Here is an 18,348-nt window from a genome sequence, read left to right as displayed (position 1 = left end):
CTCCATCAGGCGTAGAGGCATGGCGACTTGGCGGAGAGTTTTCCCTTCCAAAGCGTCCGGCTATATTTTCCGCTCGAACGGGGTGAGCGCTTTGCTCGCCAAGCGATAAAGCTGAGCCGGTCGGTGCGCCCCGACCCGGAACTGATCCGAAAGCGGTTCAATGATGCCCTGTTCCAGGATTTTGTGCCGGAACGATGCCTTGTCCAGGCGGGTGCCGATGGTTTGCTCATAGATGCGATGGAGTTCATTCATCGTGAACGTTCCCGGTAACAGGAAGGCCGGCAGCGACGAATAAGTCGCCTTACTGCGCAGCCGCTCGACCGCGTGGGCGACAATCTGTGGATGATCAAACGGGAGCGGCGGCAATGCCGCCGCCGGTAACGCTTCCGCGACCTGACTCTGATCCAGCAGCGATGAGGGAATCAGCGCGTAGTAGGCAATGCTTACCGACCAGCCGCGTGGGTCGCGAGCAGCGCCGGAAAAGGTGAATAGCTGCTCCAGGTAGGGGGCGTCAAACCCGATCTTATGGCGGATCACCCGCCGGGCCGCCATCGCGGTATCCGCATCTTCTTCGATATGCACAAATCCACCCGGTAGAGCGAGAACCCCTTCAAACGGGGGTTCCTGACGCCGCGCCAGAATCAGGCAGAGGTGTTCATCACGGATGGTGAACAGCGCCGTATCCACCATCACCAGGGGTTGCCGAAAAGTCCGTTCCACACCAAGTACTCCAAGAGAGTTTAATGTTATTAAAAAATAACAATAATTATTGTTGCTGAAAATTAAGGCAATGTCCATGAGAAATATTTTATATGTTATTTGCAAAATACATTTAACTAGGATATTCTCTTAGCCCATGGAGGTGGCTATGAACCCTGTCACTGTGTTATCTGCCGAAGCACTGCTCGGGATTCCGTTGGCTGAACCAGAACGGCTGTTCAGCGGTGACGCGCAGCAGGCAAAACAGGAATTTCGCGCGCTGGCGGCGATCTGGCATCCGGATCGTCGCCCCGCTGCCGGAACCCCTCAAGTATTTCAGCACCTCAGCCGGCTTTATGACACGGCGGTGCGGAAACTGCGCGGCGGTCTCTGGAACCTTCCCGGCCGGTTGATGGTGCGCGCCACCGATGGCGCTACCTATCACATTCACTACCGCAAGGCGCGGGAATTCGAGCTGGGGCAAATGTTTCTGGGGGATCGAATCGTCGCCTATGTAGTTGATAAGGCTTATTCCGACCTGTTCCAGAACGCGCTTGAGGTTATCAACCATCTTCCCTGCGCGAATCCGCAGATGGCGGCGGAAATCCAGCCCGCGCTGCCGGACATCGTTCGTCAGATCGAGACTGAAGACAGCCGGGTGCTGGTGGTGCGGAAGACCCCGGATTTGCTGTTGCTACGCGATGTTCTCGACCATTTCAGCGGTCGACTGGACGCCCGCCATGTCGCCTGGATGATCAGTTCGCTGCTCCATCTGGCGTGTTACCTCGATTACGCCCGGCTGGCGCATAACGCCCTCGGAGCCGATGCCGCGTTGATTTCGCCACCCCAGCACCGCAGCGCGCTGCTCGGCGGCTGGTGGTACGCGGTTCGGCAAGGCCAGCCGATGCGCGCTGCGCCGGCGGCCACGCTCCAATACACACCTTGCGAAGTGATCGCCCGCCGCTGCGGCGATATCCGCACCGACCTGGAATTGATCCGGGCGCTGGGTCGGGAATTGCTGGGCGATGTGACCGGGGCGCGGCTGGCGCGGGAAAAAGCCGCACCACCGCCGATGCTGGATTGGTTGCGGTTTCCAGCTCCGCGCTCCGCTCTCGATGATTACCACACCTGGCAGCGCCGGGTGTTAACCGCCAGCTTCGGCGAACGCCGATTCGTGAAGCTGGATCTCTCCGCAGACGACCTCTACTAACCAAGCAAGCAAGAAGGAGAACGCCATGGGTACGGCCCGTTGGGACGCCACTGACTGGAGCGCTTACGCCGCTTCAACTACGCACAAAACCACTGACGCAGTGTTTGCCGCCCGCGCCATCGATCCAGAACTGAATCCGCTAGGGGTCGCCCTGCGGGAATCCCGCGATTCGGCACTGAATCCGGCATCGACTGCGATCATCGTCGGGTTGGATGTGACTGGATCGATGGGGATGATCGCCGATACCCTGGCCCGGCAGGGTCTCGGCACGATGGTGGAGGAGATTCTGGCTCGCCAGCCGGTGTCTGACCCGCATATTCTGATCGCAGGCATCGGTGACGTGTTGTACGACCGGGCGCCGCTCCAGGTGACCCAGTTTGAAGCCGATATTCGCATCGCCCGCCAGCTCGAAAAACTGTGGCTGGAAAAGGGCGGCGGTGGCAACGCCTGTGAGTCCTACACCCTGCCGTGGTACTTCGCGGCGCTGCACACCTCGATTGATTGCTTTGAAAAACGCGGCCAGAAGGGTTACCTGTTCACGGTGGGCGACGAGGAGCCGCCCGCCGATTTGCCAGCAGCGGCCATCGCCCGCTTTCTCGGCGACCGGGTGGCACGGGATTTCGATTCCCGCGAATTGCTGACCCTGGTCAGTCGCCAATACCATATCTTTCACGTCATCGTCGAGGAAGGCTCACACGCCCGCCATGACCCGCATGGGGTGCGGAACCGCTGGACCGATCTGCTGGGACAACGGGTGATCAGCCTGTCCGATCACCGCAAACTGGCTGAAGTAATCGTATCCACTATTGAAGTGAACGAGGGCCGCGACCGGGATCGGGTGATCAAAAGTTGGTCGGGGAAAACTGCCGTAGTGGTGCGCCGGGCGGTGGGGGCATTGCAACCTGCTCCTACCCGAAATGTCGGCGTGGTGCGGTTCTAAGGCTGTGAGGAGCTTGATCATGCCTCAGAACTCGAGCGCCCAAGTCGTGATCGGCGCTCAGTTCGGCGATGAGGGCAAGGGCCGGATGACCGCCGCCTATGCCGCTGCGGTGGGTTGCGACGGGATAGTGGTGCGATTCAATGGCGGGGCGCAGGCCGGTCACACCGTGGTGACCCCAGAGGGTCGGCGTCACGTCTTTAGCCATATCGGTAGTGGGACGTTCGCCGGCGCTGCAACCTTCCTGTCGCGGTTTTTCGTGTCCCACCCGTTGCTGTTCCTGAAGGAGTGGGAAGTGCTGGCAGCTCAGGGCGTCCGGCCGGTGGTCTACGTCGATCCGGACAGCCCGGTGACGACCCCTTACGACATGATGATCAATCAGATCATCGAACAGGAACGGGGTGCTGCCCGGCATGGCAGTTGCGGCCTTGGCTTCGGAGAGACCCTCGAACGTAACCTGATATCCGATTACGCCCTGACCGTCGGGGATTTGGCCGATGCGGCGGCGCTGACCCTGCGGCTGGAGGCGATTCGCCGCTGCTACGCGCCGGCCCGACTGGCGCGGCTGGGGTTCGAGGCCGCTGCTGCCCAAAACAGGACGCTGTTGCAGTCAGACGCCATCCTGAAGCATTTCGTCGCCGATGGGCGCCGCTTTCTGGACAGCGTGACCGTGATGGACGCAAAGGCGGCGATATCGGGCCGGAGCCTCCTGTTCGAGGGCGCTCAGGGATTACTGCTGGACCAGGAACGCGGGTGCTTCCCGTATGTCACTCGCTCCCATACCGGCCTCCGTAATGTTCTCACCTTGGCCGGTGAGTGGGGTCTGGAATGGATCGAGGTCACCTATGTGACGCGGGCCTATCTCACCCGCCACGGTGCGGGGCCGCTGCTGCACGAACTGCCGGATAAACCCTATCCCGGCGTCAGTGATCCCACCAATCTCCCCAACGCCTACCAGGGATCGTTGCGCTTCGCCTGGCTGGATTTGGATTTGCTACAGCGGGCCATCGCTGCCGATCTAGCCGACGCCGCCCTGTCGCCAGCGCTGACGGTTCATCCTCGGCTGGCGATTACCTGTCTGGATCAAATCGGTGATGAAAAAATGCGGTATTACCGGAGTGGGCGCTACCACCAGACAACGATTGCTTCAGGGGTGGCAGCAGTGGCAACGGCGGTCGGTCTCCACGAGGTTCAGCTCGGCTTCGGTGCCTGATCAATAGCCATCGGGTATCGCGATAGGGACCACTGAGCCTCTCACAGCGGTTATCGAACGGAGGTTGCGTGAGAGGGTGCAGGTTACGCCCCTGCCGCTGCCATCTTGGGGATTCCCGCTGGCGCGAAGAATCGGTAGTGCCCTCGGCCCTGTTGCTTCGCTTCATACAGGGCGTGATCGGCGTTGGCGATGGATTGTTGACTGGGCACTTTTTCCTGAGTGCAGAGGCTGATGCCCAAGCTGGCGCTGATCTGCAACGGACACGCTGCGATCAGAAAAGGCTCGTGGAGCGCCGTGATAATTTTCTGGGCTACCCGTGCCGCCGCTTGGGGATCGGCCAGATCGGTCAATAGCACGATAAACTCATCGCCTCCCCGCCGTGCGACCGTATCTACTTCGCGGACACATCCGCGCAGCCGCTGGGCGACGGCGCACAGCAGTTGATCGCCTACCGGGTGCCCTTGGGTGTCATTAATCTGCTTGAAGTGATCCAAATCCAGAAACAGTACCGCTGCCAGATTGTGGTGACGGCGCGCCTGCTTGATCGCCTGCTCCAGTCGATCCTCGAACAAGCGGCGATTGGGTAATCCCGTCAGAGGATCGTAGAGTGCCAGGGTCTTAAAGTACTGCACCCGCCACAACAACCCCGCCAACAGGATCGTATTCAGTATCAGCATCAGGGCTTCCAAGTACATCACACGCTCCTTTCCAGGAATCCGTGGGCGAGGCCGACCTGAGGAAGTCGGATCGAGAGTGGTGGCCGGGTGGCCTTGATTAGGTTATCGGCCCCCCGGTGGTTTCCTTGAAGAGAAAGTTTAGAGCAGTGGTTTTTGAGTGATAGATGAGGTTCCAACCCGTGGTTCTGATCGGGAGTTTCGCTGGGCGGCTCATGCAGTCGTGCCAAAAGCTCGATCTGTTCCTGGGCACCATGGTTTCAGCAGACGGCAGCTTCGCGCTGGGATCAGCAATAGCAATGACGGTGCTATAGTTTCATAGAGATTATGGTCAGGAACTTGAGAAATTTCATAAACCCTGCCACACACCCAATGAAACCCAGAGTGAACCATGGAAACCCGACGCACAAACCCGATTTCGATTCTGCGGTCGGGGTTCAGTCGCCTGGCACGACTGGCCGGTTTTGGTCTTGGTCTTGGCCTGTTGCTAAGCGTGATGCTGTTCGTGTGGTGGTTTTGCCGGATTGAACCGGAATCCGGTGAAATTGCAGTGCTGATTCACAAGACCGGTGACGACCTGCCCGCAGGCGCGATTATTGCCATAGAACCGGAACAAAAAGGCATTCAGTTCGAGGTGCTGGCGGAGGGACGCCATTTCCGCAATCCCTACGCCTGGGGCTGGAAGATCGCAAAGATCACTGATATTCCCGCCGGCAAGCTGGGGGTGCTGACCCGGCTCTACGGTAAGGAACCGCCGCCGGGCCAGATTATCGCGGAGGGCGATTGCAACCAGGCCGGTCCGAACCACGCGAAAGGTATTCTTTCCGCCGTACTGCGCCCCGGTAAATATCGCATCAATCCTTACGCCTGCCGGGTTGAACTGTTCAACGCGCTTGCTATTCGTCCCGGTGCAGTGGGCGTTGTTACCTCACTGGTCGGTCAAGACGTGCTGAACAGCGATCTGCCGCCGCAGGCCCGCAACACTTATCTGGTGGGCGAGGGGATGAAGGGCGTGGTTCCTCAGACGCTCGATCCCGGCGTCTACTACCTGAATCCCTATGTCTATAACGTGATCGAGGTCACGCTGCAAAGTCAGCGCTTTGTGCTGGGTGGCGAGGACGCCATCAGTTTTCTGACCTTGGACGGCTTTAACGTCAGCATTGAGGGTACGATTGAATTCAGCATCGAACGTGATCAGGCGGCGCTGATGACGCATCAGGTCGGCGACATGGAGGATGTACTAAAGAAGCTGATTTTGCCCCGGGCGCGGGGATTCAGCCGGATCGAAGGCAGCAAACATCCGGCGATCAACTTCATCGTCGGCGAAACCCGGCAAAAATTTCAGGACAACCTGGAACAGCATCTGCGCGGCAAGGCGCGCCCTTGGGGGATAGCGATTAAATCGGTGTTAATCCGTAATATCGCCACCCCAGACGCTATTTCCAGCGTTGTCCGCGACCGCGAGGTGAGCGTGCAGAACGCCCGCAAATACGAACAGCAGATCGAACAGGCCCGATCATTGGCGGAATTGACCCGGCAGGAGATGCTGGCGCAACAGAATCAGGAAAAGGTAGCGGCGGAAACCCGTCGTATCCAGGCGGTGATCCGGGCGGAACAGGAATTGGCGGTGCAGATCACCGCCGCTAACCGCGAACTGGAGGTCGCCAAATTGGAAAATCAGGCCGCTGCCGCTCAGGCCGAGGCGATCCTGGCTAAAGCGCAAGCGGATCGGGATGTGATTGCGCTGAACAATCAGGCGCAGGCCGAGGTGATCGCCTCCCAGGTGCGCGCTTTCAAAACCGGGATGAATCTGGCGCGGTACGCCTTCTATCAGAAGATGGGGCCGCGCATCGTCTCGCTGCTCGGTAGCGATACCCCGGACAGTTTCGGCGGCTTGTTTCAACCCTATTGGTCAAAAGAGGCCAAGCCATGAGCAAACTGAGGTTTGCAGCAGGTGCGCTCGCGGCGCTGGCGGTGGGCTGGGTCATCTGGCAGTGGGGATTCTGCCGGTTTTATGTGGAGCCGGGTTACATGGCGATGATCACCGCCAAGAGCGGCGATGCACTGCCGCCCGGCCAGATTCTTGCCCAGCCGGGCCAGAAGGGAATTCAGGAACAACCGCTCGGCGAAGGTCGGCATTTTCGCAATCCCTGGCTGTATGAATACAAAATCATGCCGCTGATGGTGATTCCTCCCGGCCAAGTGGGGGTGGTCACTTCCAAGGTCGGCGCGGAATTGCCACCCAGCGAGTTTTTAGCCGAACCCGGTCAGAAAGGGATCTGGCGGCAGGTGTTGGGGCCCGGCAAACATCGGATGAATCCCTATGGTTATCAAATTGATATTGTGGATGCAGTCAGCATTCCAGTGGGATACGTCGGCGTCGTGACCAGCTTGTCCGGTCGGCAGACCACCGCCGATGCCTTCGCCGGTCGCGGTGAAAAAGGAGTGCGGCAGGACATTCTGCAACCGGGTCTGTATTACGTGAATCCCAAGGAACTGCAAGTGGACCTGCTGGAAATCGGGGTCAATCAAGTGTCGCTGCTGGGCAAAACCGGCGGTGAAGTGATTACCAAGGCGCAAATGGCGTCACAGAATGTGGCGATGGAAGGTTTGCAGAAGCGAGCGCTGGCCGATCAGAAGGAAAAACGGCTGGATTATCTGGCGCAACAACGGGTACAAGAGCCAACGCCCGATTCTTCCAGTCCAGCAAGCAGCAGTTTGAATAGTCTGCGCAAAGCAGCTCCTGGCAAATCGGTTACGCCGGTGGCACCGGTTGCGTTGCCGAAGCCGGTGCCACCGGCGGATTTCAGTAACGTGCTGAGTTTGAATCAGTTTGTTGAATTTCCGTCCCGCGATGGTTTTGAGATCAGTCTCGACATGACGGTGGAGTTTGAATTCCTGCCGGAACACATCGCCTGGATTTATCAAAGTTACGGCGATCTGCCGGCGGTGGTGGACAAGATCATCATGCCGCAAATCCTGTCGGTATCGCGGCTGAAAGGATCAGCGTATCGCGCCAAGGACTTTATTGTCGGCGAAGGCCGCGAGAAGTTTCAGACTGATTTAACCGAGACCCTGGCCAAGACCATTCAGGAAAAACGCATCATTGTCCACGACGCCCTGATTCGTCATGTCAATGTACCGATGCAGATTCTCGACCCGATTCAACAGTCCAGCATTGCCGTCGAGCAGGATTTGACCAACAAGGAAAAGCAGAACACCGCCCGCAAGCAGGCAGAGCTTAATACCGAACTGGGATTGGTGGAGCAACGGCAGCGGCAGGTGGCCCAGGAAACCGAGAAGCTTAAAGCGGAAATTCTGGCGGATCAGGACAAACAGGTGGCTCAGCTCCAAGCGGAGGCGTTACGGCAAGCGGCGGATATTGAGAAACAGACCGCTCGGGTTCGCGCCGACAAGACTCGTACCCTCGGCCAAGCGCAAGCCACCACCATAACCTGGGTGGAAGGTGAAAAAGCTAAAGGATTTGAACTCAAGGCAGCGGCATTTGGTGATTCGGTAGCGTTTACCCTGTGGGAGTTCGCCCACAATTTGAACCCGGAGTTGCGGGTCACGATCCTGCATGCTGGACCGGGTACCTTGTGGACCGATGTGGCCCAAGCAAGATTAGGCGATTTGGGTGGAGCGGCGTTGTTGAACAAGCCACGTTAGAGCCTGATAAAGTCGGAAAAACCGCCCTCGGTCGCCCAAGGCCACCCGAACGCCGAGACCGCCTGGATCGGCTAATCGAGACCCAGCGGCAACACACCGCGCACCGAGCTGTACATTTTCACCGGGATGATCGCAGTAGCAGTAATAGTGAGATCGCTGCGGGTGTTTCTGTTCAAGGGCGCGGGCAAGGCCAATTGAAGACCCGCTGATCGTCCGAAACCGGACACCTACCCACATTTCGCGGCCTGCGACCAAAGAGGAGCAAAAAACCATGGCTTTGTTGGTCTGGAACGAATCACTAACCATTGACATCCAGAGCATGGATTTTCAGCATAAACACTGGATCCGGCTCATCAACGAATTGCACGAGGCCATGCTGCAAGGAAAAGGCAGCCAGGTCATCGATCAAACATTGGATAACGCGCTGGGCTACGCGCGACTGCATTTTGCCGCCGAAGAGCGCCTCCTATCCGAAAGCGGTTATCCGACGTATGAACAACACAAGAAACTGCACGGCCATTTCGTGGACAAAATCTTGCGCTTGAAGAATCGCTTGAATGAGGGTCACACGGTTCTGGCCATGGAGCTGATCACTGAAATGAGAGCTTGGCTGACGCAGCACATCCAACAAGTCGACCGACAATACGCGCCTTTTTTGAAGCAAAAAGGTGTTGCATAGCGGCATTCCGATGATCGGCCCCGATGCAGGGGCTTGGCGCGACCGCTCCGTAACTTTCGGCACCCACATTGCGTTTGCCTCCGTCCTCTACCTGGGCGGCGCAACTCAGTTTGCGCTATTGCCTGGATATGATCCGTTGAGTGAGTTCCGAATGGATATTCCCAACTCAGGAGTTGAGACCATGAGGGGTACCCCTTTTTTCAATCGCTGGAATCTGATCATCGCCGCAGGGCTGGGCGTGGTTCTCAGTACACTGAGCATCAGTTGTGCGCCGCCAAAACCTATCCGAATCGGCTTCGTGGGTGGCCTATCGGGGCGGGTGGCCGATCTCGGCATTGCCGGACGCAATGGCGCGCAACTCGCTATCGAGTTGCGCAATCAGGCCGGTGGCGTAGCCGGGCGCCCGGTGGAACTGATCATCCGAGATGACGAGCAGAAACCAGAGGTTGCTGAACGGATGACCCGCGAACTCATCGCTCAGGGAGTCGTTGCCATCGTCGGGCCGATGACCAGCGCTATGGCCCTCCGTATGGCTCCGGTCGCTAACGACGCCAAAATCATCATCATGAGTCCCACCGTCACCACCAATGATTTGACCGACCAGGATGACTACTTCTTCCGCTTGACCTCGGCAACCCGGGCCATCGCCGCTAAAAGCGCGCTTTATCAGCGGAACGTGCAACATTTGCAACGAGTGGCAGTGGTCTACGATTTGGGCAATAAGGCTTACACTGAAAGTTGGCTCGGCGATTTCCGCACTGCTTTTACCCAAAACAGCGGCGAGATGGTTAAAGTCCTGAGCTTTGAATCGGGTAGCGACACTCTGTTTTTGCCGATAGCCCGCGATCTGCTAGCCGATCCGATAGACGGCGTGGTGATAATCGCTAACTCGGTGGATGCAGCGCTGTTGTGCCAACAAATCCGCAAGCTCGACAGCCGGTTACCTATTGCAGTGTCCGAATGGGGTGCAACCGAGCGCTTGGTAGAGCTGGGTGGTCAGGCGGTGGAAGGAGTCACCGCAGCGCAACTGTTCGACCGCAACAACACTGCGCCGAGCTATCAGGCGTTTCATCAGTCCTATCGGGATCGCTTCGGGCAGATACCGGGCTTTGGCGGCACTGCCGCGTTCGACGCCGCCAATGTGGTGCTGGACGCTCTCGCCAAGCAATCCCCTGGACAGGATCTCAAGCAAACAGTGTTAGCCATGCGCCGCTTTGCGGGGGTCCAGAATCCGGTGATCTTCAATGAGTTCGGCGATGCCAAGCGTGAGACCTTGATCACCACGGTACGGGGAGGGCAGTTCATTGTGGTTGAGTAAGGTAGTAGCGCGAACCTGGCCTCTGCGACGCTGGCTGGCACTGCGGTTTGTGCTGGTGGCGGCGCTACCGCTGATTGCCGTCGCCGGGCTGGTGTGGCTGGTGCTGGCGCCGCAGCTTCGCACCGATATCGAACACCGCCACCAGGTATTAGCCCGCGCCGTAGCCGGTCAGGTAGAAACCTACCTGACCGGCGCTCAGCGTCAACTGGGTGCGGTTGCGGACCTAGTGCGTGGCCTGGGCTACCGACCCACGCCCTACTGGTTCGGACTGCTGGATGCGCACGTCAGTACTGGGGCCTCGTTCGAGGCGATCTACCTGGTGGATGCCGCCGATTCGGTGCATTCGGTCGGCCTGCCCGAATCCCAGCGGGGTCGGCGCGAGGATTTGATCGGACTGGATTTGTCCCAACGCGATTTTCTGCGCCAGGCGCGGGCGCACCACACCGCAATCTGGTCGGAAACCTTTCTGTCGGCGGTAACCGGACGACTGGCGGTGGCATTGGCGGTTCCGGTGATGGAACAAGTGATCATCGGCGAGATCGCCATCGAGCCGTTATCGGCCTTCATCGACCGCTTGCCCGGTGAGTCAGGGCGACTCACCCTCCTCGACCACCACGGACAAATTGTTGCCGACTCGCGACAAGCCCTGAGTGGTCAGCAACTCAACCTGAGCTATTTGCCTATTGTCAGCGATGCCCTGCGCGGACACTTTGCGATCCACAACTTCGAATTTGGCAATGAGGCGGTCATTGGAACCACCGTTGAGGTTCCGCAGACCGGATGGATCGTGCTGGTTACCCAACCGCGTCGCCAAGCCTTACAGCAAATTGTCATCACCCTGTGGGTTATGGCTGTCGGCGCCGGGATCGCGCTGCTGCTGGCAATAGCTGCGGGATGGACACTGGCCCGCGATTTCTCGCGGCGCTTCGACCGCTATACCGATCTGGCTCACGCCGTTGCCCACGGTGACTATGACCGGTCATGTCCGCCATCCCACATTGCCGAATTCACTGATCTGGCGAATGATCTTCAGCGCATGTCGCTCGCCATCCGCGAACGCGAACAGGCATTGGTCACCAGCGAAACGCGCTTCCGCGATCTCTCAACCATGGCCTCGGACTGGTTCTGGGAGCAGGACGAGCAGTTTCGATTTACTTCCTTTTCCAGTGGGCTGGCGCAGGCCCATCTCATTTTCGCTGAGATGTTGGGTAAAACTCGCTGGGAACTGTCCACCAGCCTGAGATCTGAACAATGGGCGGTGCATCGTGCGGTGCTGGAGGCTCACCAGCCGTTTCGGGATTTTGAATACTGCTACACCGACCCCAGTGGGGAACACTGGATTAATGTCAACGGACAGCCACTGTTCAATGAAACTGGGCATTTTGTCGGCTATCGCGGCACCGGCCGCGATATTACCGAACGTAAGCGGATGGAAGAGGAACTCGCCAGCCGGATTATTGCGTTGACTCGCCCTCTGGATGAAGGGGACGGTATCGAGTTTGCGGAGTTATTTAACCTTGAAGACATCCAGACCCTCCAAGACCTGTTTGCCCAAGCCACCGGCGTGGCTTCCATCATCACTCATACTGATGGCGTTCCTATCACCCGCCCCAGTAACTTTCGCCGGCTCTGCGACAGCTTGATTCGCTGTACGGCCAAAGGTCTCAAGAATTGCTACCAGTCTGATGCCATCATCGGACGCAATAACCCGGCAGGCCCCACCGTCCAGCCTTGCCTCAGCGGTGGTCTGTGGGATGCGGGTGCCAGTATCACCGTAGGTGGCCGACACATCGCTAACTGGTTGATCGGGCAAGTGCGCGATCAAACGCAAGACGACAAAAAGATGCTGGAATACGCCCGCGAGATCGGCATAGATGAAAAAGATTTCCTGGCGGCATTTAATGAGGTGCCGACCATGCCCAGGGAACAATTCGAGCGGGTGGCTCAAGCGCTGTTTGCCTTGGCTAAACAGTTGTCTACCTTGGCGTACCAAAATGTCCAGCAGGCACGATTTATCACCGAGCGCCAGCGTACTGAACAGCGCATCGAGCATTTGGCCTACTACGATGCTCTCACCAATCTGCCGAACCGGATGTTGCTGGCCCAGCGGGCGGAGCTGGCATTGGCTATGGCGGCCCGGCAACGCACCGGGCTAGCGGTGCTGTTCCTCGATCTCGATCGCTTCAAGGATGTCAATGACTCGCTCGGCCATGCTGAGGGCGATGCCCTGCTGATCCAGGTCGCGGCGCGGCTCCAAGAGCAAACCCGGGAGACCGATACCGTCTGCCGGTTGGGCGGCGATGAATTTGTACTGCTGCTACCCGACACGAATCAGGAGGGTGCATTACAGGTCGCGGATAAGGTGTTGATGGCATTTCGTCAGCCGTTCCCGCTGGCCGGTCATCACCTGCGAGTAACCGTCTCCGTTGGTATCGCGCTCTACCCCCACGACGGCCAGAACGTCAATGATCTACTGAAAAATGCTGACGCCGCTCTGTATCAGGCCAAGCAGGACGGGCGCAACACCCGGTCGTTCTACGCCAGTGAAATGAACGTTGCCACTTTTGAGCGGCTGGTGCTGGAATCGGAATTGCGCAAGGCCATCGCCGCCGGCCAATTACGCGCCTACTACCAGCTTAAAATACGATTGAGCGACAGCCAGGTGGTCGGAGCTGAAGCCTTGGTACGTTGGCTGCATCCCGACCATGGCCTGATCCCGCCGGGGCGCTTCATTCCACTGGCCGAAGCGAGCGATTTGATCGTTGAATTGGGCGACTGGATGCTCGAAGAAGTCTGTCGACAACTCGCCGCTTGGCGCAGTGTACGACTACTGCCGCTGACCATAGCGGTCAACTTGGCGGCCCGCCATTTCCGCGATGCGGGACTGGTGGTGCGGATTCAAGGTCTGCTGACGGCTCATAATCTTCCACCGCAAACGCTGGAATTGGAACTGACCGAATCCAGCCTGCTCGAAGCTGGACCCCAGACTGTCGAAACCTTGCTGGCGCTGGAACGGCTGGGGGTGGGACTGGCGATTGACGACTTTGGTACTGGCTATTCCAGCCTAAGCTACCTCAAGCGCCTACCGCTCACCGCCTTGAAAATCGACCAGAGCTTTGTGCGTGACCTGGTGACCGACTCTGACGACCGCATTCTAGCCGCGACTATCGTGGCTCTTGGCCACAGCCTGGGACTCAAAGTAGTCGCCGAAGGGGTGGAAACCGATGAACAGCGTCGCATCTTGCTGGATCAGGGCTGCGATTTGGCTCAGGGTTACTTCTTTGGGCGACCCGTGCCCGCTGAGGAGTTCAGCGCAGGACTGCGGCGGGAAGGTACTTTCGGAACTGATTAGTTTACCAGCCTGTTGTCACAAAAATGATGGCATAAAAACCATCCTGTGGAAATGACGCAGCGCTTCCAAGTGGCTTTTTGCATCGGCTTCTATACCCATGCCACGTTGCCACCACTCAAGCAAAATCCTGGAGGTGCCTTGTACCGTTGGCGACAATCGCCACGGTCATACTGTGACATCCGCTACCTTTCGGTGTCTCCTTCCGATAAAAAACTATCATTAACAACAGATTATAAATTTTTCTTATTAGGCGCGTTTTTTGCTAGGTTCCTCACGCCGTCCTGTTCTGGGCGGTGGCGGTCGATATCCGCCCTTATGATGACTTTACCGCTCAGGTTGCCTTCAGAGGAAGATTTATGACATCCGCAAACTTTGCCATCTTACCCATAGGGCGTGACATGGCACACCGACTTCTGTTGATGCTGCTCCTCGCGTTCGGATTGATCGCATTGCCGGCATTCGCCGGAACGACCCACGTCAGCGAAGCCAATCTGGTATTGCCTAATCTCAACGATGTATCGCTGGCCCAGTTTCTCGGCGGCATATCGGGTTCGACTCTGCTCTCCTACGGACTGATTGTTTGTATCGGTGGCCTGGTCTTCGGTGCAGTCATCTACGGCCAAATTCGCCGATTGCCGGTGCATCGGTCAATGGCTGAAGTCAGCGAATTGATTTACGAAACCTGCAAAACCTACATGATCACGCAGGGCAAATTCTTGCTGATTCTGGAAGCCTTCATCGCAATGATCATCGTTGCCTACTTTGGCGGGGTTCAGCAGTTGAACCTGTCTGAGGTGCTATTGATCCTGGCCTTCTCGATGGTTGGCATCGCTGGTTCCTTTGGGGTGGCCTGGTTCGGTATCCGCATCAATACGTTGGCCAACAGCCGCACCGCGTTCGCCTCGCTGGAGGGCAAAGCCTTCTCGATTTATGCGATCCCGATGAAGTCGGGTATCTCTATCGGGATGCTGCTGATCTCGACCGAACTTCTGATCATGCTGAGCATTCTGCTGTTCGTATCGCCAGCATTGGCGGGCAAATGCTTCATTGGCTTTGCTATCGGTGAATCGCTCGGCGCCGCCGCCCTGCGGATTGCCGGCGGCATTTTCACCAAGATCGCCGACATCGGCTCGGATCTGATGAAGATCGTGTTTGGGATTAAAGAAGACGACGCCCGTAACCCTGGCGTAATTGCCGATTGTACCGGCGATAACGCCGGCGATTCGGTGGGGCCCACTGCCGACGGCTTTGAAACCTACGGAGTCACTGGCGTGGCGCTGATCAGCTTCATCATGCTGGCCGTGCCCGAAGCCGCCGTACAGGTACAGTTACTGGTGTGGATTTTCGTGATGCGGGTGATGATGATCGTGGCCTCCGGGATCTCCTATCTCGGTAACGAAGTCATGGCTCAGCGCCTGTATGGCGATCAGGCCCGCTTTAACTTTGAAGCGCCGTTGACCTCGCTGGTGTGGATCACCTCGGTAGTTTCGCTGCTTCTGACCTTTATCGTGTCTTATCTGCTGATCGGCAACATTGCCATCGCTGGCAAAGTCTACGCCAACCTGTGGTGGCAACTGTCGCTGATCATTACCTTCGGCACCCTGGCTGGTGCGATCATTCCCGAAGTGGTGAAAGTGTTTACCTCTACCAGTTCTGCGCATGTCCGTGAAGTGGTGACCGCTTCCCGTGAAGGTGGCGCCAGTCTGAATATCCTGGCCGGATTGACCGCCGGTAACTTTTCGGCGTTCTGGATGGGCGTGGTCATCGTGAGCCTGATGTCCGGCGCTTATATTGTGTCGCAGTACGACCTGGCCGCCGTAATCAACCCCGACCCGACCAAGGCCATCATCATGGCAGCGGTGTTCTCCTTCGGTTTGGTGGCTTTCGGCTTCCTCGGTATGGGTCCAGTGACTATCGCTGTGGATAGCTATGGCCCGGTGACCGACAACGCGCAGTCGGTGTATGAACTGTCCACTATCGAGCAGATTCCCGGAATTGAAGCTGAAATTCAGCGCGATTTCGGTTTTAATCCCGACTTCGATGTCGCCAAGGATCTGCTGGAAGAGAACGATGGAGCTGGTAACACCTTCAAGGCCACTGCCAAACCGGTGTTGATCGGCACGGCGGTTGTCGGTGCCGCTACTATGGTGTTTTCTATCGTCATGCTGTTGACCAGTGGTCTGACCGAGAACCTGGATAAACTTTCCTTGCTGCATCCACCCTTCTTGCTGGGCCTTATTTCCGGTGGCGCAACTATCTTCTGGTTTTCCGGCGCCAGTACCCAAGCGGTGTCAACCGGCGCCTATCGGGCGGTGGAATTCATCAAGGCCAACATAAAACTGGATGGCGTAACCAAGGCGTCAGCTCGTGACAGTAAAAAGGTGGTTGAAATCTGCACGGTTTATGCGCAGAAAGGTACATTCAACATCTTTCTCGCCGTGTTTTTTGGCACTCTGGCTTGCGCATTCATTGAGCCGTTTTTCTTTATCGGCTACCTAATCTCGCTGGCTATCATCGGGCTGTATCAAGCGGTATTCATGGCCAATGCCGGCGGCGCATGGGACAACGCCAAGAAAATTGTCGAAACCGAACTGCGGGCCAAGGGCACTGACCTGCATGCTGCTGCCGTGGTCGGCGATACCGTCGGCGACCCATTTAAGGACACCTGCTCGGTGGCAATGAATCCGATCATCAAGTTCACTACCCTGTTTGGTCTGCTCGCCGTTGAAATGGCAGTTGGCCTTAAAACGCAAGGCCATCAAACCATGGCTCTGACAATGGCGGCTTTGTTCCTGGTGATTAATCTGGTATTCGTATATCGCAGTTTCTACGGAATGCGAATTACTGTTGCAGTACCTGAGGAAGAGATTGAAGCCTCTCAGGAAGATGATGTTACGGAAGGTAATGCGGCCACGCAGTCGGCTTGATTGTCGCTCCCTCTAATGGTCCGCGATTAACACGGGCCATTGAAATGAAAAAGCCTTCGCTAAGGTGAAGGCTTTTTCATTGGCGCTGCTCTAACAGGACGAATCTGCTGGACTCTGCTATTTTTGGTTCTGGCCGCTGGTTGAGTAGTTAAAGGGGATGTAAGCCCAAACCCCAGATTTTTTCGGCGCAGTTTACGATGCTTGGAGTAGCTCGATTTGTGTTCATTCAGCCCCAATTCGACCATGATTGCCGTCAAAAACTTGGTTCTTCGAGGGTTCGTGAGGTGACCCCGGGTTGGGTTGGGCGCCGAGGTTTCCTGAATCGGCCAACCGCTGATCCAAGGTCTGACCGATCCCATGCAACAGGACATGATTCCACGGATTTCCTTGACGGTTGAAGAGTCCTTCCTGGTTCAGGGTGTGAGCGATGATGCGCAGCGATGCACCCGCCCGGCGCAGGATAGCGAAGCGGTGCAAAATCGCCTGCTCCTGCGGACACTGCACCAGATGCACCCCGTCTTGGGTGGTGAACCCAAACGGCAGTTTCCCCATCCGTTCCCCTCGCGCCTTTTTGGCGGCTAACGCGGCTTTGGTGCGGGCCCGAATCAACGCCACCTCATAGGCTGCACTCAGATCCAGAATCCCGTTCATGAACTGAGCTTCGGGACTCTCGCCGACCGCCCCATTCAAGGCCTGGATTGACGCCTTGCGCTTGGACACCAACCGTTCAATCATTTTCACCAGCACCACATCCCGGCCCAAGCGATCCCGTTTCGCCACCACCAGCACATCACCTTTAGCCAGCGCTTCCACCGCCGCCATTAACCCGATGCGCTTCTCTAGGTCGGCGGTTCCCGAAATCCCTTCCTCGGTGTAGTGCCCGGTCACGGTCCACCCCTGCTGAGCGGCGAACGCGACGCACGCATCGAGTTGCGCCTTCAACCCGGCGCCGGATTCCGCCTGCTCTTCGGTGGAGACTCGGGAATAGATGACTGCGTTCATAATGACCTTTTTTCCGTTGAAATCGGGTTTTCAGTCTATCAATTAAATATCTCAGTGTTAAGGCAAGGAGCGTTTCCTTAACACCCTTACCACCGGAAACCCTTATAGCGGGTCACCGAGAAAGAATCTAATGCAAGGGAACACCGATTTACCACGTAAATTACGTATAATGTAATATATTACACTGGGTAAACCCCCGGCTCTGCCGGGGTGACAGTAGCAGTTTGACGGTTCCGGGAGTCCGCCAGGAGACTCTCCACCGTGAGCCGCCAAAGCACACGATGAGGAGAATCCTGATGGACAGACCTGAAAGCCTACGTGTAGCCGCTCGCAATTATCGGCCGTTTTCTGCTCACATTAGTTGATTCTATCGGGGGGGCTGAATCGCCCCGGGTTTTAAGGAGGCTCCTTACTCTGAGAAGATGGAGCCATGATGAGCAAGAAGATGTCGGGTAAGGAAGCGGCATTTCTGCCACTCCCTCCCCTAAGAACCGTACTTGAAAGTTTCCCTTCATACGGCTCAAGCCTCATCTAAGCCCCCTTTCACTGGAGCCGGTTTCACCACTTCTAACTTCTGGCTGTGAATCTGCCTATAGCAATTCGGGTGGCAGTCGTTCAGGCCCCCTCCCTGTAATGGCTAACTTCCTCCCATGGGGTGGATGTGGAAA

Annotated in this window: 13 protein-coding genes; 10 read left to right on the top strand and 3 right to left on the bottom strand. The window is 57.3% G+C overall.

Annotation, left to right across the window (positions count from 1 at the left end; translation table 11 throughout):
* Positions 1–60: 60 nt before the first annotated feature.
* Positions 61–720 (bottom strand): NUDIX hydrolase, encoded by a 660-nt coding sequence (locus BN874_RS04815; RefSeq protein WP_034431237.1) that lies wholly within the window; start codon positions 718–720, stop codon positions 61–63.
* 148 nt (positions 721–868) lie between these two features.
* On the opposite strand from BN874_RS04815, the gene BN874_RS04810 reads away from it, so the two are divergent.
* Genes BN874_RS04810 through BN874_RS04800 form a run of 3 tightly spaced genes read left to right on the top strand, consistent with a single transcriptional unit; the run spans position 869 to position 4,059 of the window.
* The gene (locus BN874_RS04810) at positions 869–1,909 is read left to right on the top strand and encodes a hypothetical protein (RefSeq protein WP_034431235.1); all 1,041 of its coding nucleotides are present in this window, start codon (positions 869–871) and stop codon (positions 1,907–1,909) included.
* A gap of 25 nt (positions 1,910–1,934) precedes the next feature.
* The gene (locus tag BN874_RS04805; protein ID WP_034431233.1) at positions 1,935–2,849 is read left to right on the top strand and encodes a hypothetical protein; all 915 of its coding nucleotides are present in this window, start codon (positions 1,935–1,937) and stop codon (positions 2,847–2,849) included.
* Positions 2,850–2,868: 19 nt separating this feature from the next.
* The gene (locus BN874_RS04800) at positions 2,869–4,059 is read left to right on the top strand and encodes an adenylosuccinate synthetase (RefSeq protein WP_034431255.1); all 1,191 of its coding nucleotides are present in this window, start codon (positions 2,869–2,871) and stop codon (positions 4,057–4,059) included.
* 83 nt (positions 4,060–4,142) lie between these two features.
* On the opposite strand, the gene BN874_RS04795 is transcribed toward BN874_RS04800, so the two are convergent.
* A complete protein-coding gene (locus tag BN874_RS04795) occupies positions 4,143–4,736 on the bottom strand; it encodes a GGDEF domain-containing protein (protein ID WP_230314331.1) in 594 nt (197 codons plus the stop codon).
* A 164-nt stretch (positions 4,737–4,900) separates the two neighbouring features.
* Here BN874_RS04795 and BN874_RS24220 point away from each other — a divergent pair, with 164 nt between their 5' ends.
* The 7 genes from BN874_RS24220 to BN874_RS04765 all read left to right on the top strand — a co-directional run bounded on the left by BN874_RS24220 (position 4,901) and on the right by BN874_RS04765 (position 16,678).
* A complete protein-coding gene (locus tag BN874_RS24220) occupies positions 4,901–5,047 on the top strand; it encodes a hypothetical protein (RefSeq protein WP_154724745.1) in 147 nt (48 codons plus the stop codon).
* A 77-nt stretch (positions 5,048–5,124) separates the two neighbouring features.
* Positions 5,125–6,666 (top strand): SPFH domain-containing protein, encoded by a 1,542-nt coding sequence (locus tag BN874_RS04790; RefSeq protein WP_034431231.1) that lies wholly within the window; start codon positions 5,125–5,127, stop codon positions 6,664–6,666.
* Complete coding sequence (locus BN874_RS04785; protein ID WP_034431229.1) at positions 6,663–8,402, top strand: SPFH domain-containing protein; 1,740 nt, start codon at positions 6,663–6,665, stop codon at positions 8,400–8,402. The genes BN874_RS04790 and BN874_RS04785 overlap by 4 nt, the downstream gene beginning before the upstream one ends.
* A 271-nt stretch (positions 8,403–8,673) precedes the next feature.
* On the top strand, positions 8,674–9,081 hold the full coding sequence (locus BN874_RS04780; RefSeq protein WP_034431227.1) for a bacteriohemerythrin: 408 nt from the start codon (positions 8,674–8,676) through the stop codon (positions 9,079–9,081).
* 181 nt (positions 9,082–9,262) lie between these two features.
* Entirely contained in the window at positions 9,263–10,399 is a 1,137-nt protein-coding gene (locus tag BN874_RS04775; protein ID WP_051497425.1) for an ABC transporter substrate-binding protein, read from the top strand.
* On the top strand, positions 10,386–13,751 hold the full coding sequence (locus BN874_RS22175; RefSeq protein ID WP_051497421.1) for an EAL domain-containing protein: 3,366 nt from the start codon (positions 10,386–10,388) through the stop codon (positions 13,749–13,751). Before BN874_RS04775 ends, BN874_RS22175 begins: the two co-directional genes overlap by 14 nt.
* A gap of 419 nt (positions 13,752–14,170) precedes the next feature.
* Positions 14,171–16,678: a sodium-translocating pyrophosphatase gene (locus tag BN874_RS04765; protein WP_420886105.1), complete on the top strand. Its 2,508-nt coding sequence runs from the start codon at positions 14,171–14,173 to the stop codon at positions 16,676–16,678.
* Positions 16,679–16,900: 222 nt separating this feature from the next.
* Here BN874_RS04765 and BN874_RS22170 read toward each other — a convergent pair whose 3' ends face one another.
* Complete coding sequence (locus BN874_RS22170) at positions 16,901–17,680, bottom strand: recombinase family protein (RefSeq protein ID WP_051497420.1); 780 nt, start codon at positions 17,678–17,680, stop codon at positions 16,901–16,903.
* Between the last annotated feature and the right edge of the window lie 668 nt (positions 17,681–18,348).

Source organism: Candidatus Contendobacter odensis Run_B_J11, from assembly GCF_000531125.1.
GTDB lineage: Bacteria > Pseudomonadota > Gammaproteobacteria > Competibacterales > Competibacteraceae > Contendibacter > Contendibacter odensensis.
The sequence above is the reverse complement of the archived record's forward strand: the minus strand, read 5'-3'. Positions and strand labels throughout refer to the sequence as shown.